The organism is Serratia sp. HRI (assembly GCF_010119335.3).
In the GTDB taxonomy this organism is placed as follows: domain Bacteria; phylum Pseudomonadota; class Gammaproteobacteria; order Enterobacterales; family Enterobacteriaceae; genus Serratia; species Serratia nevei.
On the sequence record NZ_CP083690.1, the window covers coordinates 2,174,479 to 2,197,582 of the forward strand.

The 23,104-nt window shown below is 62.3% G+C and carries 15 protein-coding genes; 11 read left to right on the forward strand and 4 right to left on the reverse strand.

Annotation, left to right across the window (positions count from 1 at the left end; translation table 11 throughout):
- Position 1: 1 nt before the first annotated feature.
- Complete coding sequence (rraB, locus tag GF111_RS10535) at positions 2-427, reverse strand: ribonuclease E inhibitor RraB (protein WP_025305115.1); 426 nt, start codon at positions 425-427, stop codon at positions 2-4.
- 162 nt (positions 428-589) lie between these two features.
- Between rraB and argF the strand changes: the two genes are divergently transcribed.
- The 6 genes from argF to GF111_RS10565 all read left to right on the forward strand — a co-directional run bounded on the left by argF (position 590) and on the right by GF111_RS10565 (position 8,814).
- A complete protein-coding gene (argF, locus tag GF111_RS10540) occupies positions 590-1,609 on the forward strand; it encodes an ornithine carbamoyltransferase (protein ID WP_038879014.1) in 1,020 nt (339 codons plus the stop codon).
- 195 nt (positions 1,610-1,804) lie between these two features.
- Positions 1,805-3,373: an ABC transporter substrate-binding protein gene (locus GF111_RS10545; protein WP_038879017.1), complete on the forward strand. Its 1,569-nt coding sequence runs from the start codon at positions 1,805-1,807 to the stop codon at positions 3,371-3,373.
- A 298-nt stretch (positions 3,374-3,671) separates the two neighbouring features.
- Positions 3,672-4,607, forward strand: a complete 936-nt coding sequence (gene pyrB, locus GF111_RS10550; RefSeq protein ID WP_064290792.1) for an aspartate carbamoyltransferase — start codon at positions 3,672-3,674, stop codon at positions 4,605-4,607.
- A gap of 12 nt (positions 4,608-4,619) precedes the next feature.
- The gene (gene pyrI, locus GF111_RS10555; RefSeq protein ID WP_038879023.1) at positions 4,620-5,084 is read left to right on the forward strand and encodes an aspartate carbamoyltransferase regulatory subunit; all 465 of its coding nucleotides are present in this window, start codon (positions 4,620-4,622) and stop codon (positions 5,082-5,084) included.
- 157 nt (positions 5,085-5,241) lie between these two features.
- Entirely contained in the window at positions 5,242-5,628 is a 387-nt protein-coding gene (gene ridA, locus GF111_RS10560; RefSeq protein ID WP_004933379.1) for a 2-iminobutanoate/2-iminopropanoate deaminase, read from the forward strand.
- 204 nt (positions 5,629-5,832) lie between these two features.
- Positions 5,833-8,814: a non-ribosomal peptide synthetase gene (locus tag GF111_RS10565; protein WP_147190593.1), complete on the forward strand. Its 2,982-nt coding sequence runs from the start codon at positions 5,833-5,835 to the stop codon at positions 8,812-8,814.
- Positions 8,815-8,850: 36 nt separating this feature from the next.
- Here the strand turns inward: GF111_RS10565 and GF111_RS10570 are convergent, their stop codons facing one another.
- Positions 8,851-11,244 (reverse strand): beta-N-acetylhexosaminidase, encoded by a 2,394-nt coding sequence (locus tag GF111_RS10570; protein WP_147190594.1) that lies wholly within the window; start codon positions 11,242-11,244, stop codon positions 8,851-8,853.
- A gap of 267 nt (positions 11,245-11,511) precedes the next feature.
- Complete coding sequence (gene mgtA / locus GF111_RS10575; RefSeq protein ID WP_147190596.1) at positions 11,512-14,220, reverse strand: magnesium-translocating P-type ATPase; 2,709 nt, start codon at positions 14,218-14,220, stop codon at positions 11,512-11,514.
- Between the two features lie 423 nt (positions 14,221-14,643).
- Between mgtA and treR the strand changes: the two genes are divergently transcribed.
- From treR to treC, 3 genes are all read left to right on the forward strand, one after another.
- Complete coding sequence (gene treR, locus GF111_RS10580) at positions 14,644-15,591, forward strand: trehalose operon repressor TreR (RefSeq protein ID WP_047729209.1); 948 nt, start codon at positions 14,644-14,646, stop codon at positions 15,589-15,591.
- 137 nt (positions 15,592-15,728) lie between these two features.
- The gene (gene treB, locus GF111_RS10585) at positions 15,729-17,144 is read left to right on the forward strand and encodes a PTS trehalose transporter subunit IIBC (RefSeq protein ID WP_147190597.1); all 1,416 of its coding nucleotides are present in this window, start codon (positions 15,729-15,731) and stop codon (positions 17,142-17,144) included.
- A gap of 269 nt (positions 17,145-17,413) precedes the next feature.
- Positions 17,414-19,078: an alpha,alpha-phosphotrehalase gene (gene treC, locus GF111_RS10590; protein ID WP_134267375.1), complete on the forward strand. Its 1,665-nt coding sequence runs from the start codon at positions 17,414-17,416 to the stop codon at positions 19,076-19,078.
- Between the two features lie 28 nt (positions 19,079-19,106).
- Here the strand turns inward: treC and GF111_RS10595 are convergent, their stop codons facing one another.
- Positions 19,107-19,631 carry an NAD(P)H-dependent oxidoreductase gene (locus tag GF111_RS10595; RefSeq protein ID WP_047729213.1) on the reverse strand — a complete coding sequence of 175 codons (525 nt, stop codon included), beginning with the start codon at positions 19,629-19,631 and terminating at the stop codon, positions 19,107-19,109.
- Between the two features lie 106 nt (positions 19,632-19,737).
- On the opposite strand from GF111_RS10595, the gene GF111_RS10600 reads away from it, so the two are divergent.
- Together GF111_RS10600 and nrdD are read left to right on the forward strand one after the other, a co-directional pair.
- Positions 19,738-20,652 carry a LysR family transcriptional regulator gene (locus GF111_RS10600; RefSeq protein WP_048232521.1) on the forward strand — a complete coding sequence of 305 codons (915 nt, stop codon included), beginning with the start codon at positions 19,738-19,740 and terminating at the stop codon, positions 20,650-20,652.
- A 244-nt stretch (positions 20,653-20,896) separates the two neighbouring features.
- On the forward strand, positions 20,897-23,035 hold the full coding sequence (nrdD, locus tag GF111_RS10605) for an anaerobic ribonucleoside-triphosphate reductase (protein WP_004933403.1): 2,139 nt from the start codon (positions 20,897-20,899) through the stop codon (positions 23,033-23,035).
- The last annotated feature ends 69 nt before the right edge of the window (positions 23,036-23,104 follow it).

The window sequence follows — 23,104 nt, forward strand, 5'->3', positions numbered from 1 at the left end:
ATCAGTGGCGTTTACCGTCGTCGTCTTCGTCGATGTAGTCGCCGTCTTCGTCATCCTCACCGTCTTCACCGTTCGGATCTTCGAAGTAGGTGCCCCAGCCGTCGTAATTGACGCCGCAGCGTTCCGCCAGCGCCACCAGCTGCTCGACCTGAGCGTCGATCAGCTCGGCGTTCAGGCCGACTTCGCTGATCACATCGCAGCACATCACCATCGAACCGTCTTCCACTTCCAGCTCTTCGGCGTCGGTCACTTCGTAGCCCAGCTTGAAGGCTTCAACGGCGGCCTGCTCCAGAACCTCAAATTTCTCGGCGGACAGATGGTGCTCGATGGTGTAGAGCGCGTCCGGATCGCTGCCGTCTTCCAGCAGTTCTTCGATGATCAGGCGGGTCTCTTCACGTTGTTCTTCCAGCAATTCGCGGTTTGCCATGCCTATATCCTCAAGTCAAATGGCCTTCATTCCTTCTATTTTCACACACCGCCGACATTGCTTCCACGATAAACGTGAAAGATTTCCTCGTCGGGGTTGAAATTGAATATTCATACATATAAAGTGAATTTTAATTCAATTAAACAATCAGGGAATCGGACTATGAGCACCGGCAATGCGTTATACCAACGTCACTTTCTGAGGTTAATGGATTTCACCCCAGCCGAGCTGCAGGCACTGCTGCGGCTTTCGGCCGATCTGAAGCAGGCCAAGAAGCAGGGGCAGGAACAGCGCCGGCTGCAGGGCAAAAACATTGCGCTCATCTTCGAAAAAGACTCGACCCGCACGCGATGCTCTTTCGAAGTTGCCGCATTCGATCAGGGCGCGCAGGTGACTTACCTCGGCCCGAGCGGCAGCCAGATCGGCCATAAAGAGTCGATGAAAGACACCGCTCGGGTGCTGGGCCGCCTGTACGACGGTATTCAGTATCGCGGCTACGGCCAGGCGCTGGTGGAAACCCTGGCGGAACACGCCGGCGTGCCGGTGTGGAACGGCCTGACCGACGAGTTCCACCCCACCCAACTGCTGGCGGATCTGCTCACCGTACAGGAGCATCTGCCGGGCAAGGCGCTGAGTGAAGTGAAACTGGCGTACGTCGGCGACGCGCGCAACAACATGGGCAACACGCTGCTGGAAGCCGCCGCGCTGGCGGGCATGGATCTGCGGCTGGTGGCGCCGAAGGCCTGCTGGCCGCAGCCGGAGCTGGTGGCCGAGTGCCAGGCGCTGGCGCAGCAAACCGGCGCGAAACTCACCCTGACCGAAGACATCGCAGAAGGGGTGCAGGACGCCGACTTCCTCTACACCGACGTCTGGGTGTCGATGGGTGAACCAAAAGAGACCTGGCAGGAGCGTATCGCGCTGCTGCGGCCGTATCAGGTCAACATGGCGATGCTGAAGTTGACCGGCAACCCGAACGTGAAGTTCCTGCACTGCCTGCCGGCGTTCCACGACGACCAAACCACCCTCGGCAAGCAGATGGCGCAGCAGTACGATCTGCACGGCGGCATGGAAGTGACCGACGAAGTGTTCGAATCGGCGCACAGCGTGGTGTTCGATCAGGCGGAAAACCGGCTGCACACCATCAAGGCGGTACTGGTCGCCACGCTGAGCGAAACCCTCTGACACGCCTCCCCTCCGCCCTGGCGCCCCCGGCCAGGGCGGCTAATATATTCCTGGAATATCAAATAGCGGATTGGCCTTTGCCCGCCGCGGGCAAAGGTTCTACCGTGACAGGCCGACGGCACCCGCGCCGTAAAAACCAACGATAACAAACCGTTCTCAGCGCCGCCTGGCGGCGCCTTCAGGGGATACACACCGATGAAAGCCAAACTCTTGCCGCTGTTCCTGCTCGCCGCCCTGCCCGCCGCCGCGTTAGCCGCCACGCCGCCGAATACGCTGGTGGTGGTGCAATCGCTGGATGACATCGTCAGCCTCGATCCGGCGGAAGCCAACGAACTCTCCAGCATCCAGACGGTGCCCAGCCTCTACCAGCGATTGGTGCAGGCGGATCGCGACGATCCGGCCAAGGTGGCGCCGGTGCTGGCGGAAAGCTGGCAGGGCGATGCGGCGGCCAAAACGCTGACGGTGAAACTGCGGCCGCAGGCGGCGTTCGCCTCCGGCAACCCGCTAACCGCCGACGACGTGATCTTTTCCTACAGCCGCGCGATCAAAATGAACAAATCGCCGGCGTTCATCCTCAACGTGCTCGGCTGGCAGCCGGACAACATTGACGCGCAGCTGAAGAAGATCGACGAACATACCGTGCAGCTGCGCTGGACGGCAGACGTCAGCCCGGCGGTGGCGCTGAATATCCTCTCGACGCCGATCGCTTCGATCGTCGACAGCAAGGCGGCGCTGGCCAACGTTAAAGACGGCGACTTCGGCAACGCCTGGCTGAAAATGCACTCCGCCGGCAGCGGCCCGTTCAAGATGCGCGTCTATCAGCCGCACCAGGCGATCGTGCTGGACGCCAACCCCACCACGCCGGGCGACAAGCCGCAGTTGAAAAACATCATTATTAAAAACGTGCCGGATCCGGCCACCCGCCGCCTGCTGATCCAGCAGGGCGACGCCGATATCGCCCGCGAACTGGGCGCCGATCAGACCGACACGCTGAAAAACCAGCCGGGCGTCAAGGTGCTGGAGATCCCGTCCGCCGAGCAAAACTACCTGGTGTTCAACACCGGCAACGGCGCCAATCCGCTGCTGAACAACCCGGCCTTCTGGGAAGCGGCGCGCTACCTGGTGGATTATCAGGGCATCACGAAGGATCTGCTGAAGGGCCAATACTTCGTGCACCAGAGCTTCCTGCCGGTCGGGCTGCCGGGCGCGCTGGAGACCAACCCGTTCAGCTACGATCCGGCCAAGGCGAAAGCCATCCTGGCCAAGGCGGGCATCACCCACGCCGCCTTTACGCTGGACGTGGAGAACAAGCCGCCGTTCATCACCATCGCGCAGGCGCTGCAGGGCAGCTTCGCCGCCGCCGGCGTGAAGGTAGAGCTGCTGCCGGCCGCGGGCAGCCAGGTTTACTCCCGCGTGCGCGCCAGGCAGCATCAGGCGGCGATCCGCCTGTGGATCCCGGATTACTTCGACGCCCACTCCAACGCCAGCGCCTTCGCCTACAACGACGGCAAAAGCAGCACGGTGGCCGGGCTGAACGGCTGGCAGATCCCGCAGTTGAACCAGCAGACGCTGGCGGCGCTGGCCGAAGCCGATCCGGCCAAGCGCCGCGCGCTGTACACCGCCATGCAGCAGGAGCTGCAGCGCAGTTCGCCTTACGTGTTTATCGATCAGGCCAAAACCGAAGTGGTGCTGCGCGACAACGTCAAAGGCTACCAGCAGGGGCTGAACGCCGACATGGTCTACTACGATCGCGTCAGCAAATAGCCGGCGGGCGGCCATCGCCGGCCAATCGATTGCGGGGCGGCAAAAAACGGCGTTTTAGCGCTTGCAGTGGCGAAAAGCGCGAGTATAATGCGCCACAATTTGCCAGGAGAAAGCATGAAAAACGACGTTTGTTTTGTTAGCCACAATCGACAAAACCGACTGCCTATCGGCGGCCAGCTGCCGTTGTTTCTCCTGTTGCTAAACCGATCGTTTCAAGCCCCTCATTGAGGGGCTTTTTTTTGCCTTGAGAATATCCCAAAGTCCCGCGCCACGGGCACGCGTCGAGGAGGAGTGAAAAATGGCCAACCCGCTGTATCACAAACACATCATCTCTATTAACGATCTCAGCCGCGAGGATCTGGAGCTGGTGCTGCGCACCGCCGCCGGTCTGAAAGCCAACCCGCAGCCGGAACTGTTGAAACACAAGGTGATCGCCAGCTGCTTCTTCGAAGCCTCGACCCGTACCCGCCTGTCGTTCGAAACCTCGATGCACCGCCTCGGCGCCTCGGTGGTGGGCTTCGCCGACGGCAGCAACACCTCACTCGGCAAGAAAGGCGAAACCCTGGCCGACACCATCTCGGTGATCAGCACCTACGTGGATGCCATCGTGATGCGCCATCCGCAGGAAGGCGCGGCGCGCATGGCCGCTGAATTCTCCGGCAACGTGCCGGTGCTCAACGCCGGCGACGGCGCCAACCAGCACCCGACCCAGACCCTGCTGGATCTGTTCACCATCCAGGAAACCCAGGGCCGCCTGAACAACCTCAGCATCGCCATGGTCGGCGACCTGAAGTACGGCCGCACCGTGCACTCGCTCACCCAGGCGCTGGCCAAGTTCGAAGGCAACCGCTTCTACTTCATCGCCCCGGACGCGCTGGCGATGCCGGCCTACATCCTGAAAATGCTGGAAGAGAAAGGCATCGAGTACAGCCTGCACAGCAGCATTGAAGAAGTGGTGCCGGAGCTGGATATTCTCTACATGACCCGGGTACAGAAAGAGCGCCTCGATCCGTCCGAGTACGCCAACGTGAAGGCGCAGTTCGTGCTGCGCGCTGCGGATCTGGCCGGCGCGCGCGCCAACCTCAAGGTGCTGCACCCGCTGCCGCGCATCGACGAGATCGCCACCGACGTGGATAAAACGCCGTACGCTTACTACTTCCAGCAGGCGGGCAACGGCATCTTCGCCCGCCAGGCGCTGCTGGCGCTGGTGCTCAACGCAGATTTGGCTCTTTAAGGGGGAACCGCCATGACTCACGACAACAAACTGCAGGTCGAAGCGATCAAATGCGGCACGGTGATCGACCACATTCCGGCGCAGATCGGTTTCAAACTGCTGACGCTGTTCAAGCTGACCGCCACCGACCAGCGCATCACCATCGGCCTGAACCTGCCCTCCAACGAGCTGGGCCGCAAGGATCTGATCAAGATCGAGAACACCTTCCTGACCGAGCAGCAGGCCAACCAGCTGGCGATGTACGCACCGAAGGCCACGGTAAACCGCATCGATAACTATGAAGTGGTGCGCAAACTGACCCTCAGCCTGCCGGATCACATCGACGGCGTGCTGACCTGCCCGAACAGCAACTGCATCAGCCGCAGCGAGCCGGTGGCGTCGAGCTTCAGCGTGAAGCCGCGCGACGGCGAAGTGCACCTGAAGTGCCGCTACTGCGAGAAAGAGTTCGAGCATCAGGTGGTGTTGCAGGCCGACTGAATTCTGCCCTTTTAGCGGGAGCGGCGCTGTTAATCTGCGCGTCACTCCCTATAATGGATGCCTGAAAATAACTCTACCCACGTTGCTACCCACCGAATTTTACGCTGCGGCCGACCGCGCGGCGGCGTGAAAGACAACGGGTCTATCAGGAGAAAACATGTCACGTAATATCAGCACTGAACTCGCCCCGGCAGCCATTGGTCCTTACGTGCAGGGCGTTGATTTGGGCAGCATGATCATCACTTCCGGCCAGATCCCGGTCGATCCGAAAACCGGCGCCGTCGCCGACGACGTGGCCGCTCAGGCGCGCCAGTCGCTGGAAAACGTCAAAGCGATCGTCGAAGCCGCCGGCCTGATCGTTGCCGACATCGTGAAAACCACCGTGTTCGTGAAAGACCTGAACGACTTCGCCACCGTCAACGCCGCGTACGAAGCCTTCTTCACCGAGCACAGCGCGCCGTTCCCGGCCCGCTCCTGCGTGGAAGTGGCGCGTCTGCCAAAAGACGTGAAGATCGAAATCGAAGCCATCGCCGTGCGTCGTTAATCGACACGCACGCGAATCACGGCCAGTGCAGACTGGCCGTTTTTATTGATAAGAATTTTATTAATTCAATTAATTTATAGCGATAGCGTAATATCGCTCACATTTACAATTCCACAATAAAAATACGCCTATAATTGTTTTTCACCCGGCCGGGTCATTGCTGTTTCATTTCTTTCACCCCGTGAATAATGACAGGAGATAACCATGGCACCTAGCGTATTGGATTATTTTATCCGACAGGTTTCCCGTTATCCGGAAAAAACCGCCATCGTCGGCGATAATAAACACCTGACCTACCGTCAATTGGATGAAGCCAGCAGCGCACTGTGCACGCGCCTGAAACAGGAAGGGGTTCGGCCCGGCGATGCCGTGCCGCTGGTCGCGCAGCGTACGGTGGAATTGCCGATCGGCATGATGGCGATCGCCAAGGCCGGAGCCTGCTATATTCCCATTGACGCCCGCTATCCCGAGCGGCGCATTCGCAATATTATCGAACAAAGTGGCTCACCGATAATTCTGTTCAGCAATCATGAAATTCATAAAAGTATCGCCACTCCCTCACGTAAAACCCTTTCCATTGATAATATTTCCCTGAATAAAGATTACGAAGCTCTATTTCCCCCGCCAGACTCCGACGCGCTTGCCTATATTATTTTCACCTCCGGCACCACCGGTACGCCTAAAGGCGTGATGATTGAACATCGTTCGCTGTTAAACCTGCTCCTCTGGCATAACCAACGGTTCGCTATGGATGAACACAGCCGCTCCACGCTGATTGCCGGCGTCGGTTTTGACGTGGCGCAATGGGAAATCTGGGCGCCGCTGATCTGCGGCGGCACCCTGTATCTGCCGCACGAGGAGACCCGCCTGCAGCCGGACGCATTGCTGGCCTTCTTCGCCCGTCATCGCCTCACCCACGCCTTTGTCCCTACGGTATTGGTGCCGGAGGTCATCGGCGCGCCGCAGCCCGCCGGGCTGGCGCTGAAATACCTGTTCACCGCCGGTGAAAAGCTGAACCCAGTCACGCTGCGCGGCATCGGCTATGCAGTGGTGGATTACTACGGCCCGACGGAGGCCACCATCTTCGCCACTTACAACCGCGTGCGCTGTGCGACGCAGAACCCGCCGTCCACGATTGGCCGGCCCATCGCCGATACCCAGGTCTTCATCCTCGACGAACGGCTGCAGCCGGTTGCCGACGGCGAACCTGGCGAGCTTTGCATCAGCGGCACCTGCCTGGCGCGCGGCTACCTGAACGCCCCGCAGCTGACCGCCGAACGTTTTGTCACTTCGCCGCACATCGGCAGCCAACGCCTGTACCGCAGCGGCGATCGGGCGCGCCGCTTGCCGAACGGTGAGATTCAGTTCCTCGGGCGCCTCGACGCGCAGATCAAAATCCGCGGCAATCGCGTGGAGCTCGGTGAAATCGGCAGCCTGATGACGCAGGTCTCCGGCGTAAAAACCGCCATCGCCCTCGTCAATCAAACGGACAATCCGAGCGACAAGCGGATCCTGGCGTTTTTGACCGGTGAAGATCCCGGCGGCGATCTCATTGCACGGGTTAAACGGCAGCTTCAGGATCAGCTACCCGCCTACTCTCTGCCCGCCGAGTACCGGCATCTGGATCGGTTGCCGATCAACGCCAACGGTAAAATCGACCAGGCAGCGCTGTTGGCCCTGGCGCCCGAGGCTCGGCCGGCCCCTGCTGAACCGCTCGACGGCCACCAGCGGATCGTCGCCGATCTGTGGCGCACGCTGCTGAAAGTGGATCATATCCGCGCCGACGATGATTTTTTCGCGCTGGGCGGACATTCTCTGATGGCGGCCAGGTTAGCGACAGATTTGGGTAAAGCGTTCGCGGTCAAAAGCTATGTGCATGACATCTATGAATATCCGAGCCTGGAGCAACTGACGCAGGCGATGTTGCAGCGCCAGGAGAGCAAGCCTCGGCGTCAAGACGGCGATCCGACACGCGCCCTGCAGGATGATGTCTTTCTGCCGCCAGGCATCACCATCAACCCGACGTTCGATACGCGGCAAATCAGCGCCCCGCGCGCCATTTTACTGACCGGCGCCACCGGTTTCGTCGGTGCACATTTGCTGGCCGAGCTGCTGCGCACCACCGACGCCGCACTGTATTGCCTGGTGCGCGACGGCGCCGAAACGCCGCCGATGCGGCGGCTGGAAGCGGTGCTGCAGCGCTACCGGATCGCGCTGAACGCCAGCCAGCACGCGCGCATTCATATCGTGCCTGGCAACGTCGCGGAACACGACTTTTCGCTGACGCCTGCGGCCTACAGGGCGTTAAGCCAAGATATCGACCTGGTTTACCATTCGGCCAGCGCGGTGAATTTTATCCAGCCCTATTCCTACATGAAGCGCGACAACGTGCAGGGCCTGCGGGAAATCATTCGCTTCGCGGCCCATACCCGCACCAAACCGCTGATGCTGCTGTCCACCATCTCCGTATACAGCTGGGGGCATCTGCATACCGGCAAGCGGGTGATGCGTGAAAACGACGATATCGATCAAAACCTGCAGGCAGTAAGCCGCGATATCGGCTATGTGCGCAGCAAATGGGTGATGGAGAAGATCGCCGATCTGGCGGCGGCGCAGGGCCTGCCGCTGATGACCTTCCGCCTGGGCTACGCCACCTGCCACAGCCGCACCGGCGTCAACGCCGATTATCAATGGTGGGGGCGGCTGGTGAAAACCTGCATCAGCAGCGGCACAGTGCCGGATCTGCGGGATCTGCGCGAAGGATTGACCACGGTAGATTACATGACGCAGGCCATCGCCCACGTCTCTCGCAACCCGCAGGCGTTGAGGCATAAATTCAACCTGATCCACCAGGGCGACAATAACCTGACGCTGCGCGAGTTTTTCAGCCTGCTGGAGCGCGAGTTCGGTTATCGTTTCCACCCTCTGCCTTTCGCGCAGTGGCGGGCGCAATGGGAAAACGACAGCGACGCGCCGCTGTACCCGCTGCTCAGCCTGTTCAAAGATCCTATGGTAGACGAGCTATCGACGGTGGAGCTCTATCAAGACACCTATCGGTGGGATTGCAGCAACCTGCAACGCTTCCTGCAGGGCAGCGGCATCGATGAGCCGCACTTCACCCGCCAGCTGCTGCTGAATTACCTGCAGCACGCCATCGGGTATGCGCCGCTTTCGCTACGAGCGTAACAAAACCGGGGCTCAGCTCGTCGAGCCCCGTCACCCTCACTCCATTTTAAGCCCGCGCAGCAGCGCCTCCAGCGGGTACACCGCCGCAATCACCACTTCGTCGCGCGTCTGCGCCGCCGCATCCAGCCGGCGCTGCGCTTGCTCTGCCTCGGCCCGGCTCAGCGGTTTGCCCTGCTGATGGCGATCCAGCAGCGTTAAGCCCAGCGTGGCCAACGCATCGACGTCCTGCGCCACCGGCGCCAGATCGCGCAGCGTGCGGTTGCCCGCGATCGCCGTCTGCAGTGCCGCGCCGTTCGCCTGCCAACGCTGCAGTCGTTCGCGCAGCGCCTGCGCCGCCGCCTTATCGCGCTTATCCTGCAACAAGGCCGCGACCTGGGCATGCATGTCGCGCACCGCGCCGCTCTCCGGCGGCAGCGCATCGGCAAAGCGGTTCAGCGGTTCGAACTGGTGATAGTTGCCGGCCTGGAACTTCAGGTGCTGGCGGGTGTAATACTGCGCCGGCTCCACCGCCTCGGCCAGGATCTGCAGCGGCAGGATCTGCACGCTGTTGCTCAGCCGGGTGAATTCACGCGCCGTTTCCGCGTGCTGCTGCAGGCCGACCGACACCACCGACCAGGCGTCGATCGCCGCCAGCCGCCGGTACATGTTGCTTTCGTCGGTGACGTCCTGCGCCGACCACAGCCGCTCCGCCACCGCGAAGGCGCGCGGCCACAGCTTGAGATCGAGCAGCGGCGCGCGCACGTTTTCCGCCCACAGCGCCGCTTCGCCGCCGAGCATGTTGGCCTGCCCTTTCTCGTCCGGCACCACCGGCATCTTGCCCGCCGGCACCGCCGCCAGCTTGTCGCCGCGGGTGGGGTAACGCACGTTGCCGACCAGCGTATAGCCGCTGAGCTTGTCCTGCTGCAGCGTGAACACCGGCCGCGTGTCGCCCATCCAGGTATCGACCCGGAACGTCACCTGCTGCGGCGTGCGCCAGACGATGTCGTGCACCGCGCGGCGCGACTTGCCATTGAAATCGATAAAGCCGCGCCAGCCCTGCTTGCCCTCGATCAGCGTGAAGCTGCCTTCCACCGCGCTGCCCTTCAGGCGCGGCATGCTGAAGCGCCAGCTTTGCGCCTGCTCGCCGGGCTGCACCGCCGTCTCGACCCCCAGCGGCTGCGGCAGAATTTCATTGCGGTAGTGATAGGCGGTACTTTGCGGCTGATCGAGATAGAAACCGGTGGAGAGAATGCCCTGATAGCCGTCCTGCGCGCTGGCGCCCAGCGAGTCTTGCCCCTGCCAGGACTGAATGACGATCGAACGCGGCAGCGACGGGTGGTAGATCTCGTCCCAGCCGACCATCTGTCGCTGGTGCTTCTCGAGGATCTTTTCCAGCTTCTGGTTGAAGTAGGCCTGCAGCGCATGGGTATCCGCCAGCCCGTTCTGCTGCATAAACGCCTGAATCGACGGCGACGCCCGCCACTGACTGGCGTCAACTTCGTCGCCGCCGATGTGCAGATAGGGATCGGGGAAGATCGCCGCTAGCTCGCCGACGATCGTGTCGACAAACTGATACACCTCGTCGCGGGTCGGATCGAGCGTCGGCTTATGCACGCCCCACTCGCGCTCCATGCGATACGGCCCCGGCGCGCTCATCAGGTCGGGATAGGCCACCGCGATGCTGGAGGCGTGCCCCGGCATGTCGATCTCCGGCACCACGCGAATGCCGCGCGCCGTGGCGTAAGCCACCACCTGCCGCATCTGCTCGCGGGTGTAGAACTGGCCGTCGCCGGCCTGCTGTTGCAGTTTGGGGTAGTGCTCGGAGGCGAAGCGCCAGCCCTGATCGTCGGTCAGGTGCCAGTGGAACACGTTAAGCTTGGCCGCCGCCATGCCGTCGAGCTGACGGAGAATGTCCGGCAGCGGCAGGAAATGGCGCGCCGAATCCAACAAGACGCCGCGCCACGGGAAGCGCGGCACGTCGCGGATATCCACCAGCGGCAGGAAGGTGTTTTGCCCGTCGGTCTGCAGCAGCTGCAGCAGGGTTTCCATCCCGTGCAGCGCGCCGAAGCGAGTGTTGGCGGTCAGCGTGGCGCCCTGCGGCGTGACCGCCAGCCGGTAACTTTCGTCGCTTCCCGGCAGCGGCTGCGCCGCCATCCGGTCCTTGATCACCACCTTGATCGCCGCGCCGCCCTTCGTTTCACCCGCCGGTGCCAGCGTCCAGCCGGTCTGCAGTTCGATACGCTGGCGCCAGCGCGGCAGCGCGTCGCCCAAGTCGTCACCCTGGACGCTTAACGACAACTGGTGATCCAAAATCAGCTTGCCCGCCGGTTGCGTCACCTCCACCTGCTGCGGCCAGGGCATCAGCGGCAGATCGCCGGCCGGCTGCGCCAGCGCGCCGCAAGAAAACCATAACGATGAAGCCAGTAGCGTATAACGGAAAGGTCTGTGCATCGGAAATTCCTCAGAGGAAAAAAACAAAATATCCCCAATGAATTTCAAACCACCGCTAGGCGGCAAGCGCCCGCATCCCCAGGCGCTTAGGTCTGCTAAGTCACTGGGGGGCGGGCGTACAGCCAACAACGCGGTGGCTTGAAAGGCGCAGGGGAAAACAGCCAACGCTGTAGATAAAGACTCAGCACAGAACAGATGTCCAACCGTTGCGGTGAAAAAGCGGACGGGATCACAGTTGCCCCCTCCCGGCCGGAGGGGGCGAGCGGGTTATTGCCAGCCGTAGCGGCGCACGAACCAGCCTTTCACGCACTGGGTCAGCACCATGTAACCGGCGAGGATCAGCACCAGCCACGGGAAGTAGCCGAGCGGCAGCGCCTGCAGCTGCAGGAAGCCGGCCAGCGGCGAGAACACCAGGCCGATGCCGGTGGCGATCACCGCCAGCGTCATGATGCACAGCGGCCAGGACGGGCGGCTCTGGATAAACGGAATTTTGCGCGTGCGGATCATGTGCACGATCAGCGTTTGCGACAGCAGCCCTTCCACGAACCAGCCGGACTGGAACAGCGTCTGCATTTCCGGCGTATTGGCCTTGAATACCCACCACATCAGGCTGAAGGTCAGCACGTCGAAGATCGAGCTGATCGGCCCAAAGAACACCATAAACCGCCCCAAATCGGCGGAGTTCCAGCGCTGCGGCTGGGTGATCTGATCGTCGTCGACGTTATCGAACGGGATGGCGATCTGCGAGATGTCGTACATCAGGTTCTGAATCAACAGGTGCAGCGGCAACATCGGCAGGAACGGCAGGAAGGCGCTGGCGATCAGCACGCTGAACACGTTACCGAAGTTGGAGCTGGCGGTCATCTTGATGTATTTGAGCATGTTGACGAAGGTACGGCGCCCTTCGATCACCCCCTGCTCCAGCACCATCAGGCTTTTTTCCAGCAGGATGATGTCCGCCGCTTCCTTGGCGATGTCCACCGCCGAATCGACGGAGATGCCGATATCGGCCGCGCGCAGCGCCGGCGCGTCGTTGATGCCGTCGCCCATAAAGCCCACCACGTGCCCCTGGCGGCGCAGCAGTTTGACGATGCGCTCCTTGTGCAGCGGCGTCAGCTTGGCGAACACAGTAGTGCGCGCCGCCGCCTGCGCCAGCTGCTCGTCGTCCATCTGCTCGATCTCGCTGCCGCGCAGCAGGTGCTCGGCCGCCAGCCCGACGTCACGGCACACTTTGGCGGCCACCAGCTCGTTGTCGCCGGTGAGGATCTTCACCGTGACGCCGTTCTGTTTCAGCGCCGCCAGCGCCGGCGCGGTGCTCTCCTTCGGCGGATCGAGGAAGGCGACGTAGCCTTCGAGGATCAGATCCGACTCGTCCGCCACGCCGTATTCGTGGGTCTGCGCCGGCAGGATCTTGTTGGCCACCGCCACCACCCGCAGCCCCTGCTGGTTGAGATCGTCGGTGATGCGGCGAATGCGCACCAGCAGCGCCTCGCTGAGCGGGATCACCTCGTCTTCATGGCGCACGTGGCTGCAAATCGCCAGCATCTCTTCCAGCGCGCCCTTGCACACCAGCTCGTGATACTCGTTGTCCTTGGCTACCACCACCGACATGCGACGGCGCACGAAGTCGAACGGGATCTCATCCACCTTGCGGTAGTGCTGCAGCGCTTCCGGCTGCTGATTTTGCTCCGCGCAGCTCAGCACCGCCACGTCGAGCAGGTTTTTCAGGCCGGTCTGGTAGAAGCTGTTCAGCCAGGCGTAGCGCAGCACCCGCTCGCTGCTGGCGCCGAACACGTCGGTATGGCGCTCCAGTACGATCTTGTCCTGGGTCAGGGTGCCGGTCTTGTCGGTGCACAGAATGTCCATGGCGCCGAAGTTTTGGATGGCGTCCAGGCGTTTGACGATCACCTTCTGGCGCGACAGTTTCACCGCCCCTTTGGCCAGCGTCGAGGTGACGATCATCGGCAGCATTTCCGGCGTCAGCCCGACCGCCACCGACAGCGCGAACAGCGCCGCTTCCCACCAGTCGCCCTTGGTGTAGCCGTTGATCAGCAGCACGATCGGCGTCATCACCAGCATAAAGCGGATCAGCAGCCAGCTGACCTTGCTGATACCGCTCTGGAAGGCGTTCGGCTGCTCATCCTGGCTGGTGACGCGCTGCGCCAGCTGGCCGAAATAGGTGTTGCCGCCGGTGCCGATCACCATCGCCAGCGCGGTGCCGCTGACCACGTTGGTGCCCATGAAGCACAGGTTCTGGCAATCGAGCGGATCGGCCGCCAACGTCTGCGGCGCCGCGGATTTTTCCACCGGCAGCGATTCGCCGGTCAGCGCCGCCTGGCTGATGAACAGATCCTTGGCCGACAGCACGCGCAGATCCGCCGGGATCATGTCGCCGGCCGCCAGCTTGATGATATCGCCCGGCACCAGCTGCGCGATCGGCAGCTCCACGTGCTCGCTCTTGCCGGTGAGCGCATCGCTGCGGATCACCGTGGCGGTGTTGCTCACCATGGCCTTCAGCGCGTCGGCCGCCCGGTTGGAGCGTGCCTCCTGGATGAAGTTCAGCAGCGTGGAGATCAGCACCATCAGCGCGATCACCAAGGCGCCGGTCAGATCCTCGGTGGCATAAGAAATCATGCCGAGCGCGGTCAGCAGCAGGTTGAACGGGTTGCGGTAGCAGTGCCAGAGGTGCTGCCACCAGGCCTCTTTCTGCTGATCGTCGATGACGTTCTCGCCGCAGCGCTGGCGCACCTGCTCCGCCTCATGGGCGGTGATGCCTTCCGGGTGGCTGTGGAAACGCTCAAACAGCTGCATCGTCTCTGCGGCGGCGCATTCCAGCCGCTGCTGCGCCAGGCCGGCCGGCATATCGCGCGCAGCGCCGCCGACGCTGTCCAGCAGGCTGTCGCGGCGCACCAAACGGCGCGGAAGGCCGCGGGCGAACAGGCCCAGCAGCTGACGGGGGAGTTTTTTCAGTTTCATGGTTCGCACCTCGTCGCCCGGTGCCTCACGGCAGCGGGTAAACGGGGATCGTCATCGGCCGGGCGGATGGCGGGCACGCCAAAAAGCCTCTGCCAATGCAGATCCTTATTCTTTTTTTCAGCAGCAGGAGCGAACGACGAAGCGCGCGCCACCGGTTACCGTGTGTACTTCACCGGTAAAACAGCAGCGCCAGGCGGAGAGGTTTTACCGGTGAACCGAGTGAGTGTCTAAAGCAGTCGGGTCGGGGTCCATATGGGGTATAACCTCCGGTAAAGGGAAAAACAGAGCGGCACGAGCGGCCGTTCATCGCAATGTCACAATCCCGTTTTGCATCAAGATCCGCGTCGGAAAATGAGCTATGCTGACGGGCATTGTTTTACAGGCCTTTATGTTACGCCTGTCCACTTCAACGAAAAGTAAACCATGCAAAACCGGCTGACCATCAAGGACATCGCACGCCTGAGCGGCGTAGGCAAATCCACCGTCTCACGCGTGCTGAACAATGAAGGCAGCGTGAGCCCGCAAACCCGCGAACGGGTGGAAGCGGTGATCCGTCAGCAAGGGTTTACCCCCTCCAAGTCGGCGCGCGCCATGCGCGGCCAGAGCGACAAGGTGGTGGGCATCATCGTTTCCCGTCTCGATTCACCGTCGGAAAACCAGGCGGTGCGCACCATGCTGCCGCTGCTGTATCAGCAGGGCTTCGACCCGATCGTGATGGAGAGCCAGTTCGAAACCCGCCTGGTACAGGAGCACCTGCACGTGCTGCACCAGCGCAACGTCGACGGGGTGATCCTGTTCGGTTTCACCGGCCTGACTGCGGCGATGCTCAAACCGTGGCAGGAAAAAATGGTGGTGATGGTGCGTGAATACGACGGCTTTTCGTCCGTCTGCTACGACGACGCCGGCGCGGTGAACCTGCTGATGGACCGCCTGCACCAGCAAGGGCACCGGCATATCGGCTATCTGGGGGTGCAGCTCAGCGACGCCACCACCGGCCAGCGCCGCTATCAGGCCTACCTCGACGCCTGTGAACGCCTCAAGCTCACGCCGCGCGCCACGCTGGGCGAGCTGAGCTACCAGAGCGGTTTCCAGCACGCCGCCGAAGTGATCGACTCGCACACCAGCGCGCTGATCTGCGCTTCCGACAGCATCGCCCTGGGGGCGATCAAATACCTTCAGCAACAGCCGGCGCACGCCATTCAGGTGTGCGCCATCGGCAACACCCCGCTGCTCAGCTTCCTGTTCCCCGATACCCTGTCGGTCGAGTTCGGCTACGGCAGCGCCGGCCTGCTGGCGGCGCAGCAGCTGCTGGCGCAGCTCAGCGGCGAACAGGGGATCCGCCGCCTGGTGGTGCCCAGCAAACTTTCCTGACGAACTGCTTGGAATTTGACCATTTTTTGTCATTTTGTGATCCTCGCCCCAAACAGGGAACGTTCCCATTTCATTCAAAAAGCCGAGTGGCTAAGCTTTGATCATTACTCAGTCAACACCTCTGCAGGTATCCCATAATGAGCAAAGTAAAACAGCAGGATATTGATCGCCTGATTGTTTTGGTCGGCGGCCGCGAGAACATCGCCACCGTCAGCCATTGCATTACCCGGCTGCGTTTCGTCCTCAATGACCCCAGCAAGGCCAGCCCCAAAGAAATCGAAGAGCTGCCGATGGTCAAAGGTTGCTTCACCAACGCCGGGCAGTTCCAGGTGGTGATCGGCACCGACGTCGGCGACTACTATCAGGCGCTGATCGCCAGCACCGGCGTCAACGAGGCCGACAAAGAACAGGCCAAGGTCGCCGCGCGCCAGAACATGACCTGGACCGAGCGCACCATCTCCCACTTCGCCGAGATCTTCTTCCCGCTGCTGCCGGCGCTGATCAGCGGCGGTCTGATCCTCGGCTTCCGCAACGTGATCGGCGACATCCCGATGTCCGGCGGCCAAACGCTGGCGCAGATGCACCCGGCGTGGAAAACCGTTTACGACTTCCTGTGGCTGCTCGGTGAAGCGATCTTCATGTTCCTGCCGGTGGCCATCTGCTGGTCGACGGTGAAAAAGATGGGCGGCACGCCGGTGCTCGGCATCGTGCTGGGCGTCACCCTGGTATCGCCGCAGCTGATGAACTCCTACCTGCTCGGCCAGCAAACGCCGGAAGTGTGGAACTTCGGCTGGTTCGTTATCCAGAAAGTCGGCTATCAGGCGCAGGTGATCCCGTCGATCCTGGCGGGCATGGCGCTGGGCTGGATCGAAACCCGGCTGAAAAAGATCGTCCCCGACTATCTCTATCTGGTGGTGGTGCCGGTGGTTTCGCTGCTGCTGGCGGTGTTCCTGGCGCACGCGCTGATCGGGCCGTTCGGCCGCATGATCGGCGACGGCGTCGCCTGGGCGGTGAAAGCGGTGATGACCGGCAGCTTCGCCCCGGTGGGCGCCGCGCTGTTCGGCTTCCTGTATGCACCGCTGGTGATCACCGGCGTGCACCAGACCACGCTGGCCATCGACATGCAGATGATCCAGAGCATGGGCGGCACCCCGGTATGGCCGCTGATTGCGCTGTCCAACATCGCGCAGGCCTCGGCGGTGCTCGGCATCATCATCATCAGCCGCAAAGCCAACGAGCGTGAAATTTCAGTGCCGGCGGCGATGTCCGCCTACCTCGGCGTGACCGAACCGGCGATGTACGGCATCAACCTCAAATACCGCTTCCCGATGCTGTGCGCGATGATCGGCTCCGCCATCGCAGGCCTTATCTGCGGCCTGGACGGCGTGATGGCTAACGGCATCGGCGTCGGCGGCCTGCCGGGCATCCTGTCTATCAAGCCGCAGTTCTGGCTGATTTACTCGCTGGCAATTCTGGTGGCGATCGTCATCCCGCTGGTGCTGACCATCATGGTCTACAAGCGCAAGGCCGCCCGCGGCGAGCTGCCGGTTTAATTGACGCAAAATACGCAACATGAATGTAGGGGCTGGAAATACCCTATAGCTTTCGAGCTGCAGCTAGGCGGCAAGGGTGCAACAAATCGGTCGGGAACCGATTTGAACAGCGCCTGCGCTGGCCCAAAGGGCGAGCCTCCGGACGAGGCTCGTAATCCCCAGGAGCTTACTCAAGTAAGTGACTGGGGTGCAGCGCCAGCAGCCAACAACGCTGCAGTTTGAAAGATGAAGGGTACGGGCCCGTTGTCACGATTCAAAGGTATACAGCTATGAGCAACCCAACCCCCTGGTGGCAGAACGGCGTCATCTACCAAATTTATCCGAAGAGTTTTCAGGACAGCACCGGCAACGGCTACGGCGATTTGGCCGGCGTGACGCGGCGGCTGGACTATCTGCAGGAGCTGGGCGTCGACGCCATCTGGCTGACGCCGGTCTACGTATCGCCGCAGGTGGACAACGGCTATGACGTGGCGGACTACTGCGCCATCGATCCGGCTTACGGCACCATGGTGGACTTCGAACAGCTGGTCGCCGCCGCCCACCGGCGCGGCATCCGCATCGTGATGGACATGGTGTTCAACCACACCTCGACCGAGCACCCGTGGTTCAAGGCCGCGCAGGATCGCCACAGCCCGTATCGCCAGTTCTACGTCTGGCGCGACGGCGAGGGGGATACGCCGCCGAACAACTGGCGCTCCAAGTTCGGCGGCAACGCCTGGCAGTGGCACGCCGACAGCGGCCAGTACTATCTGCACCTGTTCGCCACCGAGCAGGCGGATCTCAACTGGGAACACCCGCCGGTGCGCGAAGAGCTGAAGAAAGTGTGTCAGTTCTGGGCGGACAAAGGCGTCGACGGCCTGCGCCTCGACGTGATCAACCTGGTGTCCAAGCAGCAGGACTTCCCGTCCGACAGCCAGGGCGACGGCCGCCGCTTCTACACCGACGGCCCGCGCATTCACGAGTTCCTGCAGGAGATGAGCCGCGACGTGTTTCAGCCGCGCGGCCTGATGACGGTGGGCGAGATGTCCTCCACCACGCTCGAGCATTGCCGGCAGTACGCGGCGCAGAGCGGCGAAGAGCTGTCGATGACCTTCAACTTCCACCACCTGAAGGTGGACTACGCCGGCGGCGAAAAATGGACGCGGGCGGCGCCGGATTATGTGGCGTTAAAGCAGATCTTCTGCCACTGGCAGCAAGGAATGCATAACCGCGCCTGGAACGCGCTGTTCTGGTGTAACCACGATCAGCCGCGCATCGTGTCGCGCTTCGGCGATGAAGGCGCACTGCGGGTGCCGGCCGCCAAAATGCTGGCGATGGTGCTGCACGGCATGCAGGGCACGCCTTATATCTACCAGGGTGAAGAGATCGGCATGACCAACCCCGGCTTCCGCGCCATCGAGCAGTACCGCGACGTGGAAAGCCTGAACATGTACGCCGAGCTGAGCGCCCAGGGCCGCAGCGACGCCGAACTGCTGGCGATCCTGGCGGACAAATCGCGCGACAACGGCCGCACGCCGATGCAGTGGAGCGCCGCGCCGCACGCCGGTTTCACCACCGGCACGCCGTGGATCGGCTGCGCCGAGAACTACCCGCAGATCAACGCCGACGCGGCGCTGGCCGATCTCGACTCGGTGTTTTACGCCTACCGCCAGCTGATCACCCTGCGCAAGCAGTATCCGCTGCTGACCCACGGCGACTATCAGGATCTGGCGCCGGATCACCCGGCGCTGTGGTGCTATCAGCGCAGCTGGAACGGCCAGCGCCTGCTGGTGGTGGCCAACCTGAGCCGCGAACCGCTGGCCTGGGCGGCGGAAGGCGTGGAAGCCTCCGCCCAGTGGCGCCCGCTGATGAGCAACTACAGCGACTCGGCGGATCAGCCGCAGGCGCTGACGCTGCGGCCGTTCGAAGCGGTGTGGTGGCTGCTCGAAGACTGACCCCGCAGGGCGCGGCGAGCGCTGCGCCCTACAATGTCCCCATCAGCGCCACCACCCCGGCGGCCGCTTGCGCCAACTGCTCATCGCTCATGTCGGTCACGCCCTGCACCAGATGCGGCGGCAGATAATCCATGCCGGTCAGGTTAGCCAGCGCGTGGAACGGCAGCAGCAGATCCTGCACCGGATAGCGGTTGTAGCCTGCCGGCGTGTAGGCCTGCGCGTTGCCGCCGGTGCTCACCACCAGCTGCAGCGGCTTGCCGTGCAGTTTGGTGCCCTCGCTGCCGTAGGCGAAACCATAGGTTAATACCGCGTCCTGCCATTCGCGCAGGATCGCCGGCGAGCTGTACCAGAAAAACGGGAACATCATCACCACCGCATCGTGGCTTTCCAGCAGTGCCTGTTCGCGCGCCACGTCGATGCGGTAATCCGGGTAAGCGCGGATCAGCTCGTGCACGGTCACGTTAGGCAGCGGGCGCACGGCCTCGATCAGCGCCTGGTTGATGCGCGACTCGTCGGGGGTGCGGTGGGCGGTTAACACTAAAATGCGTGACATAAATGATTCCTTGAACGTAAAGAAGATGAGGCATTTTTCCATTTCTGCCGCTTCGGGTGTAGGCTGTTCAAGGTCACTTCAATTTCAACCGAAAGTATCAACCACTATGTCGCTGCCCTTTGACGTGCACCGCCTGCTGCCGGCCTTCCTCGCCGCCGCGCAGGCGCAAAATTTCTCCGCCGCCGCCCGCCAGCTGGGCGTCACGCCGGCGGCGGTCAGCAAAAATATCCGCGCGCTGGAAGAGAAGCTGGCGCTGCGGCTGTTTCAGCGCAACACCCACAACGTGCTGCTGACCGACGAGGGCAAAGCGCTGCTGGCGCAGGTGGCGCCGCTGTGGCAGGCGTTGGCGGCGACGCTGGAAAGCGCCGGCGGCGAACGGCAGGCGCCGGCCGGGGTGGTGCGCGTCACGATGATCCCCGGCTTCGGCCGCCAGATGCTGATGCCGTTGATCCCGCAATTTCTGGCACGCTACCCGCAGATCGATCTCGATCTGTCGCTGGATGCCCGGGTGGTGAATCTGGTGGGCGAAGGCTTCGACGTCGGCATCGGCAGCCGGGTCGATCCCGACAGCCGGCTGGTGGCGCGCCCGCTCTACCCGATGCACATGGCGCTGGCGGCGTCGCCCGACTATCTGGCACGGCACGGTGAACCGCAAACGCCGCACGACCTGCTGCGGCACGACTGCCTGCGGCACCGCAACCCCAGCAACGGCCGCCACGTCAAATGGCAGCTGCGCCATCAGGGCGAAACGCTGGCGCTGGATTTGAACGGCCGATTGGTGGTGAGCCGCCCGGAAATGTTGCTGGATGCGGCGCTGGCCGGGCTGGGCATCGTCAACCTGGCGCGCTGGTACCTTGAAAAGCACTTCGAGCAGGGCACGCTGCGGCCGGTGCTGGCGGAGTGCTGGCCGCGCCCGGTGCAGCTGTGGCTCTATTACGCCTCGGCGGATCTGCCGCCGCGGGTGCGCGTCTGGGTGGATTTTCTGCTGGAACATTTTCGCGATCGGCCGGCGGGCGATTGACGACTGTTCAGCTTGCGCACGCTCTTCCGTTTTCCTTGTTCTACATCAAAAGAATCTCGCCAATATCTATATATAGTGCATTAAGAATTGCGAACACCTATATATAGTAGTTATCCACAAAATCATCCACACGCCGCCACAGCCCTTGCGCGCTGCGGCTTTGCCCTGTGGATAAGCGAAATTTGACGGTTGCTCGCCACGCCAGGCGGGTATGAACGCTCCCTCGGGGAACAAGGAGTACAACGTGAAACCAGTAGTGATTAAGCGGGACGGTTGCCAGGTACCTTTTGACGAAGCGCGCATCGCGCAGGCCATCGAGCGCGCCGCGCTGGCGGTGGGCGTGGTCGACGCCGACTACTGCGCCACCGTCGCCCGCGTGGTCGCTCAGCGCATGGAGCAGCAGCCGCGCGTCGATATCCACGAGATCCAGCAGGCGGTGGAAAACCAGCTGATGGCCGGCGAGTACAAGCAGCTGGCGCGCGCCTATATCGAATACCGCCACGATCGCGACGTGGCGCGCGAGCTGCGCGGCCGCCTGAACCAGGAAATTCGCGGCCTGGTCGAGCAGAGCAACCGCGCGCTGCTGAACGAGAACGCCAACAAGGACAGTAAGGTGATCCCCACCCAGCGCGACCTGCTGGCGGGCATCGTCGCCAAACACTACGCTAAACAGCACATCCTGCCGCGCGACGTGGTGCTGGCCCATGAACGCGGCGAAATTCACTACCACGATCTCGACTACTCGCCGTTCTTCCCGATGTTCAACTGCATGCTGATCGATCTGAAAGGCATGCTGACCAACGGCTTCAAGATGGGCAACGCCGAGATTGAGCCGCCGAAGTCGATCTCCACCGCCACCGCCGTGACCGCGCAGATCATCGCCCAGGTCGCCAGCCATATCTATGGCGGCACCACCATCAACCGCATCGATGAAATCCTGGCGCCGTTCGTCGACGAGAGCTTCCGCAAACACCTGCAGGTGGCGGAAGAATGGCAGATCCCGGACGCCAAAGGCTATGCCATGGCGCGCACCGAGAAAGAGTGTTACGACGCCTTCCAGTCGCTGGAGTACGAGGTCAACACCCTGCACACCGCCAACGGCCAGACGCCGTTCGTCACCTTCGGCTTCGGCCTCGGCACCAGCTGGGAGTCGCGCCTGATCCAGCGCTCGATCCTGAAAAACCGCATCGCCGGGCTGGGCAAAAACCGCAAGACCGCCGTGTTCCCCAAACTGGTGTTCGCCATCCGCGACGGCCTCAACCACCAGTACGGCGATCCGAACTACGACATCAAACAGCTGGCGCTGGAGTGCGCCAGCAAGCGCATGTACCCGGACATCCTCAACTACGATCAGGTGGTGAAAGTCACCGGCTCGTTCAAAACGCCGATGGGCTGCCGCAGCTTCCTCGGCACCTACGAGCAGGACGGCGAGCTGGTGCACGACGGCCGCAACAACATCGGCGTCATCAGCCTCAACCTGCCGCGCATCGCGCTGGAGGCGATGGGCGATGAGTCGCGCTTCTGGGCGCTGCTGGATCAGCGCCTGCAGCTGGCGAAAAAGGCCCTGATGACGCGCATCGCCCGGCTGGAAGGCATCAAGGCGCGGGTGGCGCCAATCTTGTACATGGAAGGCGCCTGCGGCGTGCGGCTCAAGGCCGACGACAACATCGCCGACATCTTCAAGAATGGCCGCGCCTCGATTTCGCTGGGCTATATCGGCCTGCACGAGACCATCAATGCGCTGTTCGGCGGCGAAAATCACGTGTATGACGACGAGGCGCTGCGCGCCAAAGCGGTGGCGATCGTCGCGCGCCTGCGCGCCGCCGTCGACGCCTGGAAAGACGAGACCGGCTACGGCTTCAGCCTCTACAGCACGCCGAGCGAAAACCTGTGCGATCGCTTCTGCCGGCTGGACACCGCCGATTTCGGCGTGGTGCCGGGCGTCACCGACAAGGGCTATTACACCAACAGCTTCCACCTCGACGTGGAGAAGAAGGTCAATCCGTACGACAAGCTGGACTTCGAAGCGCCCTACCCGCCGTTGGCCAGCGGCGGCTTCATCTGCTACGGCGAATACCCGAACCTGCAGCACAACCTGAAGGCGCTGGAAGACGTGTGGGACTACAGCTACAGCCGGGTGCCTTACTACGGCACCAACACGCCGATCGACGAGTGCTACGAATGCGGCTTCACCGGTGAATTCTCCTGCACCAGCAAGGGCTTCACCTGCCCGAAATGCGGCAACCACGACTCGGCCAAGGTCTCGGTCACCCGCCGGGTGTGCGGCTATCTCGGCAGCCCCGATGCCCGGCCGTTCAACGCCGGCAAGCAGGAAGAGGTGAAACGCCGGGTGAAACACCTCGGCAACGGGCAGCTCGGCTGAAAAGCGCCGTGCAACCTAGGCAGAAACCTGTTCATCAGGCGTGATTGTCGCAGCCGGTTTGCCTTCGGC